This window comes from Desulfuromusa ferrireducens, from assembly GCF_055389805.1.
This window is the reverse complement of record NZ_AP042415.1, coordinates 1,414,727-1,431,570: the sequence shown is the minus strand read 5'-3', so window position 1 is coordinate 1,431,570 and position 16,844 is coordinate 1,414,727. Positions and strand designations below refer to the sequence as shown.

At 49.8% G+C, this 16,844-nt stretch carries 17 protein-coding genes; 9 read left to right on the top strand and 8 right to left on the bottom strand.

Annotation, left to right across the window (positions count from 1 at the left end; all coding sequences use genetic code 11):
• Window positions 1–909 precede the first annotated feature (909 nt).
• On the top strand, window positions 910–1,128 hold the full coding sequence (locus ACZ5PT_RS06610; RefSeq protein WP_464266019.1) for a hypothetical protein: 219 nt from the start codon (window positions 910–912) through the stop codon (window positions 1,126–1,128).
• A 40-nt stretch (window positions 1,129–1,168) separates the two neighbouring features.
• A complete protein-coding gene (locus tag ACZ5PT_RS06605; RefSeq protein WP_464266018.1) occupies window positions 1,169–1,825 on the top strand; it encodes a hypothetical protein in 657 nt (218 codons plus the stop codon).
• A gap of 306 nt (window positions 1,826–2,131) precedes the next feature.
• Here ACZ5PT_RS06605 and ACZ5PT_RS06600 read toward each other — a convergent pair whose 3' ends face one another.
• The 6 genes from ACZ5PT_RS06600 to ACZ5PT_RS06575 all read right to left on the bottom strand — a co-directional run bounded on the left by ACZ5PT_RS06600 (window position 2,132) and on the right by ACZ5PT_RS06575 (window position 7,813).
• On the bottom strand, window positions 2,132–2,608 hold the full coding sequence (locus ACZ5PT_RS06600) for a hydrogenase maturation protease (protein ID WP_464266017.1): 477 nt from the start codon (window positions 2,606–2,608) through the stop codon (window positions 2,132–2,134).
• Window positions 2,598–3,923: a Ni/Fe hydrogenase subunit alpha gene (locus ACZ5PT_RS06595; protein ID WP_464266016.1), complete on the bottom strand. Its 1,326-nt coding sequence runs from the start codon at window positions 3,921–3,923 to the stop codon at window positions 2,598–2,600. The genes ACZ5PT_RS06600 and ACZ5PT_RS06595 overlap by 11 nt, the downstream gene beginning before the upstream one ends.
• The gene (locus tag ACZ5PT_RS06590) at window positions 3,916–4,662 is read right to left on the bottom strand and encodes an NADH-quinone oxidoreductase subunit B family protein (protein ID WP_464266015.1); all 747 of its coding nucleotides are present in this window, start codon (window positions 4,660–4,662) and stop codon (window positions 3,916–3,918) included. The genes ACZ5PT_RS06595 and ACZ5PT_RS06590 overlap by 8 nt, the downstream gene beginning before the upstream one ends.
• Window positions 4,662–5,498, bottom strand: coding sequence for an FAD/NAD(P)-binding protein (locus tag ACZ5PT_RS06585; RefSeq protein WP_464266014.1), 837 nt, complete (start codon window positions 5,496–5,498; stop codon window positions 4,662–4,664). The genes ACZ5PT_RS06590 and ACZ5PT_RS06585 overlap by 1 nt, the downstream gene beginning before the upstream one ends.
• A gap of 1 nt (window position 5,499) precedes the next feature.
• Complete coding sequence (locus ACZ5PT_RS06580; protein ID WP_464266013.1) at window positions 5,500–6,534, bottom strand: 4Fe-4S dicluster domain-containing protein; 1,035 nt, start codon at window positions 6,532–6,534, stop codon at window positions 5,500–5,502.
• An 832-nt stretch (window positions 6,535–7,366) separates the two neighbouring features.
• A complete protein-coding gene (locus tag ACZ5PT_RS06575; protein WP_464266012.1) occupies window positions 7,367–7,813 on the bottom strand; it encodes a hypothetical protein in 447 nt (148 codons plus the stop codon).
• A gap of 585 nt (window positions 7,814–8,398) precedes the next feature.
• Between ACZ5PT_RS06575 and ACZ5PT_RS06570 the strand changes: the two genes are divergently transcribed.
• The 3 genes from ACZ5PT_RS06570 (at window position 8,399) to ACZ5PT_RS06560 (ending at window position 10,225) form a co-directional block, all read left to right on the top strand.
• On the top strand, window positions 8,399–8,827 hold the full coding sequence (locus ACZ5PT_RS06570; RefSeq protein WP_464266011.1) for a hypothetical protein: 429 nt from the start codon (window positions 8,399–8,401) through the stop codon (window positions 8,825–8,827).
• A gap of 264 nt (window positions 8,828–9,091) precedes the next feature.
• Entirely contained in the window at window positions 9,092–9,733 is a 642-nt protein-coding gene (locus ACZ5PT_RS06565; RefSeq protein WP_464266010.1) for an HNH endonuclease, read from the top strand.
• 126 nt (window positions 9,734–9,859) lie between these two features.
• Window positions 9,860–10,225, top strand: a complete 366-nt coding sequence (locus ACZ5PT_RS06560; RefSeq protein ID WP_464266009.1) for an HIT family protein — start codon at window positions 9,860–9,862, stop codon at window positions 10,223–10,225.
• A 125-nt stretch (window positions 10,226–10,350) separates the two neighbouring features.
• Here ACZ5PT_RS06560 and ACZ5PT_RS06555 read toward each other — a convergent pair whose 3' ends face one another.
• Window positions 10,351–12,669: a hypothetical protein gene (locus ACZ5PT_RS06555; RefSeq protein ID WP_464266008.1), complete on the bottom strand. Its 2,319-nt coding sequence runs from the start codon at window positions 12,667–12,669 to the stop codon at window positions 10,351–10,353.
• 73 nt (window positions 12,670–12,742) lie between these two features.
• Window positions 12,743–12,910, bottom strand: a complete 168-nt coding sequence (locus tag ACZ5PT_RS06550) for a hypothetical protein (protein ID WP_464266007.1) — start codon at window positions 12,908–12,910, stop codon at window positions 12,743–12,745.
• 372 nt (window positions 12,911–13,282) lie between these two features.
• Between ACZ5PT_RS06550 and ACZ5PT_RS06545 the strand changes: the two genes are divergently transcribed.
• The 4 genes from ACZ5PT_RS06545 (at window position 13,283) to ACZ5PT_RS06530 (ending at window position 16,740) form a co-directional block, all read left to right on the top strand.
• Window positions 13,283–13,924 carry a hypothetical protein gene (locus tag ACZ5PT_RS06545; protein ID WP_464266006.1) on the top strand — a complete coding sequence of 214 codons (642 nt, stop codon included), beginning with the start codon at window positions 13,283–13,285 and terminating at the stop codon, window positions 13,922–13,924.
• Window positions 13,925–14,082: 158 nt separating this feature from the next.
• Window positions 14,083–14,322 carry a helix-turn-helix domain-containing protein gene (locus ACZ5PT_RS06540; RefSeq protein ID WP_464266005.1) on the top strand — a complete coding sequence of 80 codons (240 nt, stop codon included), beginning with the start codon at window positions 14,083–14,085 and terminating at the stop codon, window positions 14,320–14,322.
• Window positions 14,322–15,191: a CHC2 zinc finger domain-containing protein gene (locus tag ACZ5PT_RS06535; protein WP_464266004.1), complete on the top strand. Its 870-nt coding sequence runs from the start codon at window positions 14,322–14,324 to the stop codon at window positions 15,189–15,191. Before ACZ5PT_RS06540 ends, ACZ5PT_RS06535 begins: the two co-directional genes overlap by 1 nt.
• Window positions 15,184–16,740, top strand: a complete 1,557-nt coding sequence (locus ACZ5PT_RS06530; protein WP_464266003.1) for a hypothetical protein — start codon at window positions 15,184–15,186, stop codon at window positions 16,738–16,740. Before ACZ5PT_RS06535 ends, ACZ5PT_RS06530 begins: the two co-directional genes overlap by 8 nt.
• Window positions 16,741–16,844: the final 104 nt, after the last annotated feature.

The following is a 16,844-nucleotide window of genomic DNA, read 5'->3' as shown; positions in this document are numbered from 1 at the left end:
GAGTCAATTTTAAAAATTACCAGATACTACCATGAAAAACAAGTAAATAAGTCGGGTATGAAAAGCGCTTTACTACTACGACCCTTAATGAAGTCTTTGACTTTGATCCGCTCGCTAACACCGCTTAGCGACTCTAACAGGTGCTGGGTAGCGTTATTGGTCTGGCGGCATTGGCCCTACCGCCTGCTCATAGCGACTTTCTATCACCAGACAACCCAGGGAACCTCAAGACCACAGGGCGGCAACTTTAGACCACAGAAAAACCACCCCGAAGGTATCAAAAATGCCACAAAGCAAAATCAGAGTCATGGACCCGGCAGACACACTTCCCGTTTCCCTCCTTATTGTTATTGGCGGATCATTGGTCATGGCCGGACTATAGGGGAGACTGAACGAAGATCAACTGATCCAGCCAACAACCGACGTGGCCGAAAAACGAGACAAATCAGCCGTGACCGTCTTACAGCTAAACATGAAAAAGGTTCTTCCACTAAGCTGATGAAATTACAGGAAGCTGAAAACGCCGATGTGGTGTTTCACAACGGCGAAGGATAATTCCTTCTGCTGCAGGTTCTCCGATATATACAGAAATAAATATTATATCTATTCCGATTATTTTAAATATCCACCATCAATACGAGAAATAACCCTTTTAATATTATCTAGTTACGTTGTCTGGGAGGGATTTGTGCTGACCATCTTCCCGGTGGCAGTGTATGGCTTCAGTATACAATCCACCTGACAGCAAATAGCCTTCCCTATCGATTCCACAACTATTTACCCTGCAATAATGGTCGGTTGCAATCATGCTCGGTATTTATTTTGGTCTTGGCATGGTCACTGCTATGTAGGAAGGACAAGAACAGAGAAACAAAACAGTTTCATTCAATAATAAACTTGGAGGACACCATGAAAAAAAATCTACGTAACGCTCTTATCGTTTTGCTCGTTTCTTCTACTTCTGCTTTTGCCGCAGCCGAAACCGCAGGCACCGAAAACGGATTGCTGCTCTCCCTGTTCATCGGCTTCTTCGCTCTGATCCTGGTTTGCCAATTGGTTCCTGCAACCCTGATGTTCATCGGCATGGTCAAGGGACTGCTCAGTGGCAAAACCCAAGTCCATTACTAATTTGTGAATGACTGAATCGTTGCGGAGAAAGGTTGGAGCTATGCAAGGGCTACTGATTGCAAATAAAAACCAAGAAGAAAGAGATCAGTTGGCGAGCATCTTCAGCGACGATGCGTATCAGGTCACCACCACCGATTCCGTGGCGGATGGGCTTGAGCAGATTCTTAACAAAACGGTTCAGGTCATCGTGCTTGCCGGTGACTACGATGAGCAGCTTCTCGTCAAACTGGTTCCACTACTGAAGAAATGTAATCGACAACTTTCGATTATTCTAGTGAGCGACGAAATGCCGCTGACCCTAATGCGCCGGATTCGTAAAGAAGGAATCTTCTACCATGCACTTTCCCCCGAAGGAGAGGCTGGACGCGAAGAGATTCACCAGGCGGTAAGCTGTGCTTTTAAAACATATAAGGCGAACATCAATGCGCCGAAAACTATATTCAAGGAGAATACTATGTTGAACGTAAAATCACTTTTCACCACCCTGTCACTCGTCCTGATGTCTGTCCCTGCTATGGCTGCTGACACCAGCAAGGTTTACAATAGTGGCATTCTGGTTCTGTTGTTTGTTGGCTTTTGTGCACTGCTGGTTGTTGCTCAACTTCTACCAGCCGTTATGAACTTAGTCGGCATGACCAAAAAAGCTGCAAGCAGCGCGACGAACAAGAGAATGCAAACCGTAGGGACAAAAAAATAGCGGGTCTCCGCGAGAACGTTTAAAACCTTACAAGAAGGGCAACCATTTCGGTTGCCCTTCTTGTTTTTGGCGTAATGAAAATAATTGAGGCAACACCAAGGTCTGGGGTTTATTCAAGGAGTTGTGGCGATACTCCATTTCAAAAATCCGGTCATAACAGCATCGCGAACATCCTAGGAGTAGTGATCCGGCGGATGCAACAGGTATGCTCGCTAACACCCCTTAGGAGCCCTAACGGGTGCGGGGTGGGCAACTTCTATTGGTCTGGCGGAATCGGCCCTACAGCCTGCTCATAGCGACGTTCTATCACCGCCCCCCAGCTTCATCTTCAAACCAGTCGATCATTTGCGCAGCGGTTCTCGCCACCGCCGGGGTCAATTCCTCGCCAAACTGCATGGATCCGGCCTGAATGCCGAGACAGAGGCAGCGTGTCGGATGTTCGGTTTCGATCCAGTCGATCAGTGCTGACAACGGCAGACGGTGACTGCTAAAGGAGCGCTCGACAAGTTCAGTGTTTGCGAGCAGGCGCAAATCCCCCGGCTGCCCGCCGAAATCGGCGGCATCGAGAAAAATAATCTTTTGCGGTCGGTAGACATCAGCAAAATCGAGAGCACGCTCGGAACGATTTCCTGCATCCTCAATCAGAACTCCAGGGATTTTTTCCAGTTGTTGTCCCAGATAAGGGCCAACGCCGTCGTCGCTGCGCAGACTGTTGCCGAGGCAGATCAACAAGGTATTATCGAATCCATCAACAAAGAGCTTGCCCAGTGTTTCAGCGACCAACGAAATCAACCTCCAGAAAATGGGTCGAGCAGGAGATGCAGGGATCGTAGGCCCGCACCAGCATCTCCAGCGCCAGAGTGATCTCTGCGTCGCTCTTGTCGAGGATTTCCGGCACGAGTTTATGCATGTCAGCCTCAATATTCCGCAGGTTCTGCCCAGTCGGAATGACGCAATTGGCCTGGCGAATAATCCCACCCTCATCGACCTCGTAATCGTGGAAAAGGATTCCACGCGGCACCTCGACCGCACCGACGCCCCGACCGGCCCGCACCGGGATACTGCGGTTCTCGTTGACGCCAACGATGACCGCCTCGCTCTGCTTGACCTCACGGGCGAGAAGCTGCTCAACGATTTGCAACGCCTCCTCGGCGCAGTGGACACACTCAACCAGTTGCGCTGCGGTGTTAAGAAAAGGATTATGGCAGGGGGCGGTAAGACCGATGGTTACAGCAACTTTTTGGGCGGCCGGATGCAGTTTGCCGGCATTCAGGTTAAAGCGCGCCAGCGCGCCAACAGCGTAGCAATCGCGACTGAGTTTGGCGTGCTTGGCTGAAGAGTGCGGGACGAGAAATTCGTTGCTGATCGTCTGGTACTCCTCTTTTACTTTACGCACGCCATCGGTCGAACCGATATCTCCCGAGAGCAGCGGATATTCATCGTCATCACTGACCAGAGCTACATATTCGGTTTCGCGCTTAAAGTCGGGAAATTTGAGCGTTGCCACCAGCGCCACCGTCGGGGCGAGATCCTCACGCACCTGCAGCAGCAGGGTGCGGATCTTTTCCAGCTGACTGCTGTCGGGCAGCTTGGTGAAGCCACCGACCACGCAGGAAATCGGATGTACGTGACGGCCGACCAGAATGTCGCAGATATCATTGCAGGTTTTTTTCATCCGCAGGGCGCGCCGCACCGCCTCGGCGTGATCTTTCATCAAACCCATGAAGCTCTTCACGCCAACCAGATCGGGCGCGACCAGAAAGTAGATGTGCAGCACGTGACTATCGAGATTCTCCATGTGCAGCAGCAATTTGCGCAATTGCAGCGTCTGCTCGCTCGGCTCGAAACCGATGGCGCTCTCGGCCGCCTGAATCGAGGCCAGGCTATGACCACAGGCGCAGATCCCGCAGATTCGCGAGGTGATGTGTTGCGCCTCGAAGATCGAGCGCCCCTGCAGCATTGCTTCAAAAAAGCGCGGCGCTTCGACAACCTGCAGCTCGGCTTTTTTTAGCACACCTTTCTGCACATCGACGACGATATGGCCGTGCCCTTCGACCCGGGTCAGAAATTCCACATTGACCGAAACGTCTCTACTCATCGCACTTCTCCAACGCGGCGTTGTACATCATCATCTTATTGGCGATCAGGTTGGCGTCGAGTTGATAGTTTTTCAGCACCTCCTCAGCTCCAGCCATGTTCGGATTGCTGACCAGTCCCCGGCAGCCGTAGCAGACATTGCCATTGTTGACGCACCAGGAGTTGCAACCGGCGCGGGTCACCGGACCAAGACAGGTGACTCCTTTATCGTACATGCAAACGTTCTCGTTGAATTTGCACTCCACGCAGACGGCGTAATCGGGGACCTGATAGGGCAGCCCCGCCAACGCCGATTTAAGAACCTTGATGAACTCATCCGGATGGATCGGACAACCGTGGATGAAATAATCGACCGCGACAACTTGGTGCAGGGCGCGGGTTTTGGTCGCCGGAAACCAGTCGCCTTTATCGCCATAGACCACCGCCTGTACTTCCGACAAGGGTTTACGGTTCTTCATCCCGTTAACGCCTCCGATGGTGGCGCAACTGCCGTAGGCGACCAGCAAATCACTCCGCTGCCGAATCTCGCGCAATCGCTGCTCGGACTCATCATTCACCACGCTTCCTTCGACAATGGCAACATCAAGACGCCCTGGCCAGGTTTCTGACATCAGTTCACGAAATTCGACTAGCTCGACCAGCCCAAGCACATCGAGCAGCGCCTCTCCCAGATTGGCCACCTGCAGCTGGCAGCCCTCGCAGCAGGAGAGATCGATAAATGCAACCTTAGGTCGCCCCATCATATCGCTCCTTTTATCTTCTTCACCCAGCGGTAGTTAAAGACCGGGCCATCCTGACAACAATAGACATCGTGGATCTGGCAGTGACCACACTTGCCAAGACCGCATTTCATATGCCGTTCAAGTGAAAGGTAAATGTGTGATTCGGGGATGCCCTTATTCAATAGTTCATCGACGACAAAGCGATACATCACCGGCGGTCCACAAGCGACGGCGATAGTTTTCAGCGGATCGAGAGTGACGCCAGGAATCAACGCCGTAATCAGTCCGATATTCCCTTCCCAATCGGGCGCCGCCTGATCGACCGAGCAGCAGAAGTTGATGTCGATCCGTTTGTCCCAGAAATCGATTTCACTACCGAACAGCATGCTTTGTGGATCGCGGCAACCGAGCAGGATATCGACCTTGCCGAAATCACGTCGGTTGTCGATGATGAAATTGATCAGCGAACGCAAGGGGGCGATCCCCAGTCCGCCGGCAATCAGCAGAATATCGTTCCCTTCCAGCGGCACGACCGGAAAACCGACACCAAAGGGGCCACGAATACCGACCTCATCCCCGGTTCTGAGTTGATGTAATGCCTCGGTAAAGCGACCGGCCTTGCGCACACAAAGTTCAAAAGAATCGAGAAGGGTCGGCGAGGAGCAGATCGAGATCGGCGCTTCACCGACGCCGAACAGCGAGACCTCGACAAACTGACCCGGATCGTGGTCGAGGGTTTCGCCACCAGGCAACACAATCCGGTAGAGTTTCTCCCGCTCGGTCAGTTCAGTGACTTCGACGATCTGTCCCCGCTTGATCTGGTAGCCGGAATGGTTGATGGTGATGGTTTCCATGTTAGCCCCGTTCTTCCATCAAGAAACTGATGGTCTCTTTTAGATCGATTTTTGCCATACAGGTACGACTGCAACGACCGCAGCCGGTACAGAAAATCCGTTTGTAGCGCACCATCGGATAGTGGAATTTTCGGTTGAAACGGTGCCGCTTGCGATCCAGGCGCGTCTCACGGAAACTTTCACCGCCGGCGATCTTGGCAAAATTTTCATGCTGACAGGAATCCCAGACACGAATCCGCCGCCCCTTGGTCAGGTCAAGGTCCGGTTCGTCCATGACATCGAAGCAGTAGCAGGTCGGGCAGACGTTGGTGCAGTTGCCGCAAGAAAGGCACTTTTCGCCAATCTGCTGCCAGACATCGCTGTCGAAGGTTTCTTCGAAAAGGCGCGGAATATCCTGATAGCGAATTGGCACTTCACTGCGGAAAATCTGCTTCTTCCGTTTGCGCAGCTCCTGCATTTGCTCCTCGGCCTCTGGCATGACCGGCTCGAACAATCCAGCATCTGCGACCAGCAACTCCCCCTTATGGGTATTGATATCAACCAGGTAGCAGTCAGTCAGTTCGCTGAGGAACAGATCATAACCTCCCTTCGGCAGGTGATTGCGCAACATGGCGCAGTTGGCGAAACTGTCGCAGTAATCGTTACACTCCAGCCCGATCAAGGTAAAATGGTTTTTGCGCAGCAGGTAGTGAAGATCCTTGGGACGGTCGGAAAAAACCATATTGAGACACTGGATGCCAGCCAGATCGCAGGTATGCACACCAAACAGCACCAGCTCCTCAACCTCAACCACCGCCTGCATCTGTTGCCCATTGGCAACGTCGTACAGCAGCAAGGTTTCATGTTGCGGCATGAAATATTTCTTCGGCGGCAGGATGGTCGGAATGTAGTCGAGCGCCATCTCGTCCAGCGAGCTGACCTCGGCAAATTTATACTGGTTGTGTCCAAGGGCAACCGGACCGACCACCTTCTGGCGCGAAGCGAGAAAACTGATGAGATCAGCCAGTTTCGTTTTTTTGATCAGAGTCTGAGTCACACAAAACTCCTTTTCCTTCATGGAGATAAAAATTGGGGATCGTGGCGATCAGGTTTCGGCGAGGGTTAGTTCACCGCAGCAGCTATAGTGGTGGGGGCACTATCAAAAATAGTATATGGCTTCTATCGGCTGTCAACTACTGACCCAATATCAACGGAGTGAAGAGATGTCGTGTAATGAAAGTGGCACAATCGGACTCAAACTAAGGGAGCCCCCCTGATGTTAATATTTTTCTATTTACTCCCATCGCTGATTTGGCAATGAGGGACATTACCTCATGAACCCGCAGGAAGTTTCCTACCAATCACAAGAAACAAGTTAGTCTCTGGCAAGAAGTTGTTCCTGTCAGGACGCATTTAGAGTGCCATGCCATGTTGTTGGAGTTGCACTGGTGAGAACAGAGTACCGCGCAGGGACCACACAGCAGTTGAAACGAAAAACGGGTTACAAGCAAAAGCCTGTAACCCGTTAATTTTATTGGTGCGCCACGAGAGATTCGAACTCCCGGCCTTCTGATCCGTAGTCCATAATATCTGTGCCTATTGAGTTTATTGTTTTTCGTTATCCTGAAAAGCTAGGGACTTACGCCTGAGTTCTGTTTATACACTTGCGACTATTTGACTGCTTTTCGGATAGCCACATGACAATCACTTGACAGTCCCATAACTCATTCACCTCTTTTTTTATATACAAAACAGTGCAAGGGCACAAAGGTCACAAGGTCATAACTAGCCAAAATCACAACCAAATAATGGAGACCATCAACAACCAAAGGACACCAATGGTCATTTCAATTTCTATTAAACCCAAAGAGAGAAGAAGAGTAAAAAAGTCATAGACCAGGAACACAATCCAAGTCTTGAATATCTACTTTGAGAAAAAAAGCTTTTATATATATATAAATGAGCATTTCCTCTGGAAAGGTTTCATTTTTTTTCCATTCCTCAAAAGTAATTGTATCTGCCCAATAATGCTTTTTATATATATTTGAAAACCTTTTATTCCCAGCAAAATAGTCGTCTATATTCCTATCTATTCTTTCTTTTTCTTCGAAAGTGGTTAGCATATTATCGTACTCATCCCTGCAACTCCTAGTAAGCAAAAATCTCTCAGCAAAGTTTAATTTCAGCATATTTCTATACATTTGATATAAAAACCCATCGTCATAAATTCCATACTTTTTTGCATAAACTCTTCTTGCCTCATCAATGTCTTTAGCCTCAATTAATCCATCTGGACCAAAACTAGATCCTCTTTCAGTGACTATAAAATTTTCCATAAACAAACACCACTCCTATGTAAGATTTCACAAAGCAATAGCATAATATAAAATAGTATTCACACAGCAACTACACTAATAACTAATCCACACCGAGCACACCGAGCACACCGAGCACACCGAGCACACCAAGCACACCAAGCACACCAAGCACACCAAGCATAAACTACTACACTGGCACGAACTACTACACTGGCACGGACTACTACACTGGCACGGACTACTACACTGGCACGGACTACTACACGAGCACGAACAAGAGGACCCTACAGTGAGCAAAGGACTAACCTGCTGCGTCAAAAAGCGAAACGAATGAAAATGATTTTCACTAGCAACAAGTCACGCCTCCGCGTACCCGCATACCATCGCCGAAGCAAGGACCCGGACAACTGCCGGGCATGCCCACCGACCTGAAGGTTGATGTGATTTTAAATAGCAATCTCAGAGCCGACAGCTAAGTACCATGCTAATCTGTATGCTTATTGTTTGCTGTTTTCGTTACTATAGTGTCCACAATGGACAGAGAAGAGAACCAACAGGGATAATTACGCTACCATCTGAAATAACCAACAAAGGGGGGGGGATATGGCAACCGACGAAAGAGCATCGGGTTTTTGTCAGAAATGTAATAGCAATGTACTGGTCACCAGGCCGGGGACAAGCCATGTCCTCCACTTACTGCTGTCGCTCATCACTGCTGGACTTTGGCTGATTGTGTGGATTTTAGTTGCTGTCAAAGTTGGCGGATGGCGCTGTACTACCTGTGGAAAACCAGCCCGCAGATTTGGCTCGCCAAAAGAAATATCAGCCAACAGCAGAACATGCCCCCACTGTGCCGAAATAATAAAATCCGAAGCCTCAAAGTGCCGACACTGTCAAAGCGAAGTCACTCCTACCCAAACGGCAGGGAGTATTGCAAAGTCAAAAAGCGAGCACGTAAAAGACAATCTCGTTGGCTGGTCAGCTATCGCCGTGGTAGTTGTCATCGTCATCATTGTTGCGCAAATTATCTAACACCTTAGGCTGGCACACGGAAGGACTGCAGAAACCATGCAGCGTTTTACAGGAAAAGATTACTGGAAAGCACTGGTCCTCTATGGCCTCAACCAAGCGACCTACAAAATCGCCCTCGGTAAGACTCTGCTCGACTTATGCGCCGAGGGATAAACCAGCGTCCCATGGGAAAAGCTCTCCCGGGTGTTCTTTCAACATTATCAGCAACGCTTGAGTGCTGAAGATGCCATGCCTCAATAATCCGTTCCTTCCCGGCAAACCAAAATGGAACAGATTGTCAACGCCCTCAACACCGGTCGCCTCGATTATGGGCAGGCCGTGTCAGAAGTTGGTTCCTCTGCCTTTGGGCACGTTATCCACCGCTTCCATAATCTTGGTTCGAACGAATCTTTCCAAGGAATGTTTTACCGCGTTGATTTTGGCAAGCAGCTGGAGCTTACCGACGAACTGCTCGCAATAGCCGAGTCCGGACGAGTAGAGCTGGAAGCAGAACTTGACGCCCGCTGGGGGCTGCTTGAAGGAACATTCTCTCTCCGGCAGGGCAACTACAGTCTCGCAAACGACCTGAGGCTGATCTATATTGAAAATGGCTATAAACGCAAAAACATCACCAGCAACATTCCCTTCCTGCAGGGCTACCAAGGAAATGCCTGCTTCTACTGCGGCGAGGTGCTTGAGCCATCTGACATCCATGTTGACCACGTTTTACCAAGGCAGGTTATTCAGCATGATGATATTTGGAATTTGGTCCTTGCGCATAGCTTCTGCAATGAGCACAAGTCGGACCAGCTGGTCGGGAAACATTTCATCGAAAAGCTGATTGCAAGAAATGAAAACATTATCGGCAGCAATCATCCGTGGAAGAAAAAAATCATTGCGGCCCTCGGCAAGAGGCCGCGCCCTTGAGCAGCATTACGACCGGGTGAAATCGATTCTTGGGGGCTACTATTGGCGTGGCACACCATCCTACAACCCTGAATCCGACCCATTTTACGGCAGACTGATTACAGTACTTAACAACGGTGGAACCCGATGAAAAATTTCCTTGAGATACCCCTAGAAAGCAGAATCCTAGAAACAGACCTGTTTTTTGTCATCAAAGACGGATTCCCCGTCTCGCCGGGACATTGCCTGATAAGTACCAAGGCACTCAGGGAAGATTATTTTGAGCCTTCAGAGGCGGAAAAGCTCGAACTGACTGACCTGATTGGACAGGTCAAGCAATTGGTCGAAGAGGAATATTCACCTGATGGCTACAACATCGGAATGAATTGCGGGAGCGCTGCCGGTCAGTCGGTGATGCACTTCCATTGCCACGTGATACCAAGATATCGTGGCGACATGGAAAATCCCAAAGGTGGAGTTCGGTACTGCATTCCCGACAAGGGATTGTACTGATTGAATCGCCCACGGCCCGCAGCACCATTGAATCGCCCACGGCTCGCAGCACCATTGAATTCGCCACCCAAACCACCAACCTCAACAGGTGAAGCTGGCTAAATCGCTGGCTGCCCAAACTGTCTTCAAACAAAAGAACAGCCCCTACACCCCTCTGGATAACAAAGCTTTCTCACCTGCTCCAGAGCGTCCACTTCGAGAGGTTGGTCCCCTGTAATATTCTTACAGAACAACACTCTAAGCTCTGGGGTACGCCTCCCAATTTCCCATAAAACCTTAAAAGCCTCATCTTCCTCGCTTCCCACTAGAGCATCAGTGGCTATCCGCATAAAATCCTCGGAACCAGTAATTGAGAGAGTCCCATGGTAGGGGCTCTCCTCACAACGAGCTATGCGGAGAGAGGGAATTCTGCTTTCAAAAAGTGACTTTGCGTTCTCAAGGAATTCGCCGCAACCAGAAGGATTATGCTTTGAGTATCTCCCTGATGCATTATTAAGGACGTGTGCTCCATTTTCAAAGCGGAGCTCACCACAAATCCGCGCATACGCCCCCTCTACTAAAGTAGGGTGACCATGCCCCCCACAGTCTATCGCCATCCGTATGTCGCCAGACTCGGAAATCGCCCAGATATAATTTTCTGTTTCCAGATTAAGCTCATCATCACGCTCATCTACTGCTATTAAGCAAGGATGCTTTTCCACTTCCCCAAGGCCGTTACACTCTTCGGGCTTCAACCGTAACGGAGGCCTCGGGAAGCCATACTTTTCAGCCAAGCCGGGTTTCGAATCACTCCACCTAGTACAAAGCTTCTCTAAGACCTTATATAACGTTCCATACTTGTCTTTTTTAATGTCTACGGGTATAGCATCAAGGTTAGGACATATTAAATCTATAAAACTGCGGAATCCAGCGTCTCTCTCAATCATGTCAAGAAATATGGTGCCCTGAGGAATATCCGTTGCGTCAAAAAGTAAATCGAAAAGAATGCTATTAGAATTGCTTGCGCTAACCCTCCACATGTACCTAGGTAAATTCAAACCCAAAATATGTTGTTTTCTGTCAGCCGGAATCAGATTGTCCCTATATACTTCTTCCTTGATTTCAGTTGGTGTAGTTAAAAACATATCCCATATCAAAGGTTTTTCTTCTGTATAGATTAAGTCCTTTGTGTAAGCCTCCCTAGAGGCAGACTCGTAGAGGAAATAAGAGAATTTAGCAGCACACTCTTCAATCAATAAGAACGAAATCCTTATCTTGTGATAGAGCCCAATTATTACGTTGGTTGGAGAATAAATGTATGGATTGTCTTGTCCTGCCACATTACAGCGAAGATATGAAGCGAGGCTCTCTTGTTTGAAGTCCTTACTTTTTGACAAATCAACTTCAACCGCGCTATTAACAATATCCAACCTAGCGAATGGGCCAACCTGGTCATCATGGACATAAATTTTATCCACAAACTCGGACTTGAGAACAAAATCACTTATCTGCCGACCAGAAACATCCAAGTCTTTCTGCAGTGAATAGCCACAAACAGCAACCGCATGCCTGCCCTTGTGTACATATTTCCCTTCCTTCTTAAGTGCATCTACCGCCAGCAATACTGGTATTTTGTTTTTTAGGTAGGGGTATATATATGACTTAGCCTTGATTAGCGGTTCATGACTATCAGCATTTGAACTGCCCGTCAGGTTAATTACTAATGGCTCAAGACCTTCCGACAATAGTGCGACGCCCATCATTTCAGGTGTCAGTCCTGGAGTGGGCAAATCATTTATGCTAGAAAAATTGCTGCTGGTTGCAATTTTGGTAATGCTACTAGGTGATTTTATGAGCCTGCCATTTATCGAGGAGGCATGAAAGAGTGACCATAAGGCACTCGTAGCACAAGCGGATGTGATTTTGTCTTGCTCTTGAAAGGGCAGGGTTCTTCTTACTTTAAGTCTTAATCCACACAGACCCGCCTCGTAGGTTTTTAAAACTGGAAAAAACCTTGTCTTTCCCTCAGAAGTTTCTGGATAAGCCTCAAGACAGGTCCTTCCGATAACAGTCTCGGGAAGAGGCTTCACAACAACGAACCCTAAGTAATTATCTTGCAGGCGAGAACTAGTTAAAATCCCATCATTGCCAAACATCCATTGACGGAACTCTTCTTCCGAGAACCCGGGAAGAGGATTGTAATCTTTAAAAAAGTGAAGTCGCCTACATTTCTTTTCGTATGCATTGAAACATCTTGAATAGTATGATGAATAGTCCTCAAGATAAGACCTGTCAATATACTCATTTTCTATTACAATAGTTTTTGCACCTTTGTTTTTTAGATAGTCACAAAGATATATTACTTGTGTTTTTTTAGAATGTAGGCTTTTATCCCTGCCGTCTGAAAAAAGTGTGTGAAAACTTGTCTCATCAAATCTAATTACAGTGTAAGGATTTAGTTTCAAAGACCCCCCCCATTTGACATAAAAAAAGAGAGAACAAAGTTCTCTCTTTTTGCTAAAACTATTTTTATTTGCACTACAGATTGAAGGCTTGCTTCATTTGCTCACCAGAAGGTTTAATCTGGTCCATTTCTGCTTCGTAAGTTGTTTGGAGTTCGTCAAACTTACTGGCAAGCTTCTCCCCAATATCCTCTGACTGTGACAAAATGCTCACAGCAGCTTTGCTCAGGGCTTCGTAATCCATGTATTCCCCCTTGTAAATGTCTGAAGCTGTACTCGGCATGAACCACTAACACCTAACCGGCTGATTGTCAACAACTTCTCATACCTTTCAAGCATTGCTTTATTATATCCCTATCTAGGCTGTTGACAAGAAAAAACCTAAAAACATCTCTTCCCTCAATATCAAGACGATGCAAGCGAGAAAAATCGACACACTGACAGGAGCATAACAAAGCGCTAGAAGTAACAAAATTCACATTCTATATGGCAAAGCAGTTTTCTGCCCGTAATTTATCAATAGACAGCTGACAGTAAAAACGCATAAATACAGACCAGCAAACTGCTGAAGGGTAAAGCAACTGACCCATTACCGATTTAATTTAAAAGGAAAAAAATGAGAACAGATTGGATTCCTGCCTACGTTGTGGCCGCAGCGACCCCAGCACATCGGGAGGCCGTTGAGAATTTCTTTTCTGCCGCTGAGGAAGAAGACCGCCGCCGAGCAATCATTGCTGTTTTTACCGGGGTTGAATTATACAAGTCGTTTAAAAAAAACCCGCACAACCCTCTTCAAGCGGCAAGGGAAATCACCAGCATAAAGAATGACCTCAGTGCTCTCCGTGACAAGCTATGTTCATTATCCCCGGATTCACGGGAAGCCCTGCACCGTGCAGCGATGACCAAAGTTGACCATGATGACCTTGATTATTGGCACCTTGTGCACGAAATGCATTCGGATTCATTCTCAACTAAGCTTACGGACATGGATGTTCTGTGCTTCTTTGCCCTAAAAAGCCTGCCTCAAGTTGACAGCGAAGGCAACAAAGGACTGGGTCGACCAAAGGGGAAAATCGCTCACCACGACCAGGTCCTCGCGGTGCACATGATCGACGCCTTTACCATTGCTCATAAACGCCGCCCTAAGCTTGGCACAGCTGACAAAACTGAAGTTGACCCCATCTATGCATGTATAGGCATGCACCCCAGCCATGGCATTATTCGCCAACTACTTAAAAAACCTGCTGATATTAAATAAAACCCCAAAAACACTAATAAACCTCGTAACCATGCAGGCTGGCAGATAATTTGCCAGCCTGATTTTATATCAGGTGCACACAATAAATTTCCTAACTATCGTTCAAGCCACGAAAGCAAGTCATCCGTTTTCAACTCTTGCAATGGAAGGGAAAGTCCATGAAGACCGAAATTCAGCAACTCACCAGCACAACCACCCCCGCCCCGGAACCCTATATTGGTGTAGAAAAGGCCGCTGCCTTTTTGGCGCTACCGACCAACACGGTCTACAAGCTGGCCCTGTCCCGCGCCATTCCCTCTTACAAATTCGGCAAGCTGCGGCGCTTTAAGCTGTCTGAGCTGGCTACCGTGATGGAATCTAAAAAAGTTCTCCGCAACAGTCAAATGGGAGACCGCTGATGGACCGCAAAACTGCCGTCTTGGAACGCCTGGATATTGCAGGGCTGGTCAACTCCCTCTTCGACCCCTGCCTCCGGGCCGGAGAGAATCAGGCTATGGTCCGCTGCCCGGAGCATGGGGATAAAAATCCTTCTTGCTCAATCAACACCAAGTCAGGCCTATGGAACTGCAAAGCCTGCGGAGCCTCCGGGAGCATCTTTGACCTGTTCATGGCCGTACACGGGGGGGACTTTCCGAACGCACTGAAGGAGCTCGAAAACCGTTGCGGGATTTCGCTGTCCTTCAGCCCCGGACAGACACAGACCAGCATAATGGGCCAGCAACCACCCCCGGACAATAAAACAGCTCCGCGCAAGGGCAAAACCGTGGCGACCTACCGCTATTTGGATGCTGCAGGAACGCCCTGCTACCTGAAACGACGCATCGAACCGGGCCGGAACGGACGCAGCAAGGAGTTTGCCTTCGCCCATTATCTACCGGACGGTAACACCGCCTCCGGTCGCGGGACCAGCTCCGCCCTGCTCTATGGCCTGCATCAGCTGGCCTGCGCACCACCCGATGAACGGGTCTTTATCGCGGAAGGAGAAAGTAAAGTCGACGCCCTGCACAGTTGGGACCTGCTGGCGGTCTGCACCGATAGCGGAGCCAAGAGTCGTTGGCCGGAAGCCTTCAATCATCTGTTCAGCGGCCGGGAGGTCGTCATCCTGCCCGACAACGACCCCTCCGGGGAAGAATACGCCGCAACTGTTGCCACAGCCCTTGCCCCTGCTGCTACCTCCGTCAAGGTTTTGCGCTTGCCCGGTCTCCCCGAAAAAGGGGACCTGCTTGACTGGATAGATATGCAACGCGAAGGAGGCACCCATGCCTGATACCACTTGCACGCCGGACCGCGTACGAACCGAATTCCTGCAGTTGACCGATACCAGCGCTGAACCTTGGCAAACCCCTGCCTTGCAACCTGCTACTGGCAGGCCGGAAAAACCCTCCGCAGCGACAGCGAACAACGGGGCTGGAGCAATCCAGCTGCTGAAACTTCTGCAGCCCTGTCCGCTGTTTATTGACCCGCACGGGGGGACCTATATCAAGCTGGAGGATGAGCTCTATCCGCTTGAGAGCAAAAACCAGCGGTTGGTCGAGACCGCCTCGGACATGTTTTACCAAGCCACCGGGAAGAAAAAAACCATGAGCAAGGATTCGCTGTCTGCCGCCGTTGCGATTTTGTCGCGCCGCGCGCGCTTGGAAGGAGAAGTTGTTGAAATGGCCAACCGGGCGGTCAGACGTGGAGATGCTCTCTACTATGAGCTGGACCCGAAGCGGGTCGTCAAGATAAGTGCCGGCAATTGGCAGCTGGAAGCCACCCGGCCGGGCATGTTCAACCCGTGGCCCCACAAGCGCCCGCACCCGGAGCCGCTTAACCCGGGAGATGCGACCCGCCTTTTCGAATTCGTCAATGTCCCGGCCGCTGACAGGCCGCTGGTCTTGGCAACCTTGGCCGCCTGCATGGTCCCGGCAATCGCCCGACCGGCACTTGTGATTACCGGTCCACAAGGCTCGGGCAAATCGACTGCCGCCCGGTTTTTCAAGATGCTCCTTGACCCCGGGACCCCGGCCCTGACTTTGGTCCCAAGAAAACCGGACGACCTTGACCTGCTGCTGACCCGCACTGCCTTTCTAGCCCTGGACAACCTTTCAGCCCTTCCGCCTGAGGTTGCTGACACCCTCAGCGGAGTCATTACCGGGGCCGTGCCGCAACGGCGCAAACTGCACACCGATAGCCAGCTGATAACCCTGCACGCCGACATCTCGCTGTGCTTCACCAGCATCAGCAATCTATCCGAGCGGCCCGACTTCATGGAACGAACCCTGAGGGTCCAACTTGAGCGAATCGCGGATGATACCCGCTTGACCGATGACGAACTTGACACCGCATTCACCCTTGCAAGACCCGGGATTCTTGGGGGCTTGCTCTCCATGCTGGCCAGAGGGCTGGCCCTGTTGCCGAACTATCGCCCCGCGCGCTTACCCCGGATGTCAGAGTTTGCCCGATTAGGGGCTGCAATCGCTGAAGCAAATGCAGCAGATGCCGGAGAGCAGTACTTGGCCGAATTAGTCAAAAATCAGCGCTCGCAACAGTTGGAACTCGCCGACGGCAACCTACTGTACGGAGCAATTCAGGAAGCCTGCGCAAACGGGAATTATCCTGAAGGGACCTTTAAGGAGGTGGTCGGAACGTTACGCAGAATTGCGGAGCCCGGACCAAAAGACCCGTTCCCCACTTCCCGTGGCTTCCGGAACGCTCTCGAACGTTTGCGCGTGCCCCTGAGGACTGCCGGAATTGAATACAAAATCGACAACCAGCGCACAGCAACCCATAAAGCCTATGTTCGCTTCTTTAAACGGGAATCGCAGGCAGAATGAAACCACACGTTCCTATACCTGCGCGATACAGGGCAGGTATTTCATACGTGGGTTCACAGGAACGATAGTGGAGGATGGTAATAGAGGTTCGCGCTCCAAACCCG

Bases quoted from the DNA above. Each gene is read 5' to 3' on its own strand.
- ACZ5PT_RS06610 (WP_464266019.1), top strand. From the start codon at position 910: ATGAAAAAAAATCTACGTAACGCTCTTATCGTTTTGCTCGTTTCTTCT.
- ACZ5PT_RS06605 (WP_464266018.1), top strand. From the start codon at position 1,169: ATGCAAGGGCTACTGATTGCAAATAAAAACCAAGAAGAAAGAGATCAG.
- ACZ5PT_RS06595 (WP_464266016.1), bottom strand. From the start codon at position 3,923: ATGAGTAGAGACGTTTCGGTCAATGTGGAATTTCTGACCCGGGTCGAA.
- ACZ5PT_RS06590 (WP_464266015.1), bottom strand. From the start codon at position 4,662: ATGGGGCGACCTAAGGTTGCATTTATCGATCTCTCCTGCTGCGAGGGC.
- ACZ5PT_RS06585 (WP_464266014.1), bottom strand. From the start codon at position 5,498: ATGGAAACCATCACCATCAACCATTCCGGCTACCAGATCAAGCGGGGA.
- ACZ5PT_RS06575 (WP_464266012.1), bottom strand. From the start codon at position 7,813: ATGGAAAATTTTATAGTCACTGAAAGAGGATCTAGTTTTGGTCCAGAT.
- ACZ5PT_RS06570 (WP_464266011.1), top strand. From the start codon at position 8,399: ATGGCAACCGACGAAAGAGCATCGGGTTTTTGTCAGAAATGTAATAGC.
- ACZ5PT_RS06565 (WP_464266010.1), top strand. From the start codon at position 9,092: ATGGAACAGATTGTCAACGCCCTCAACACCGGTCGCCTCGATTATGGG.
- ACZ5PT_RS06560 (WP_464266009.1), top strand. From the start codon at position 9,860: ATGAAAAATTTCCTTGAGATACCCCTAGAAAGCAGAATCCTAGAAACA.
- ACZ5PT_RS06550 (WP_464266007.1), bottom strand. From the start codon at position 12,910: ATGGATTACGAAGCCCTGAGCAAAGCTGCTGTGAGCATTTTGTCACAG.
- ACZ5PT_RS06545 (WP_464266006.1), top strand. From the start codon at position 13,283: ATGAGAACAGATTGGATTCCTGCCTACGTTGTGGCCGCAGCGACCCCA.
- ACZ5PT_RS06540 (WP_464266005.1), top strand. From the start codon at position 14,083: ATGAAGACCGAAATTCAGCAACTCACCAGCACAACCACCCCCGCCCCG.
- ACZ5PT_RS06535 (WP_464266004.1), top strand. From the start codon at position 14,322: ATGGACCGCAAAACTGCCGTCTTGGAACGCCTGGATATTGCAGGGCTG.
- ACZ5PT_RS06530 (WP_464266003.1), top strand. From the start codon at position 15,184: ATGCCTGATACCACTTGCACGCCGGACCGCGTACGAACCGAATTCCTG.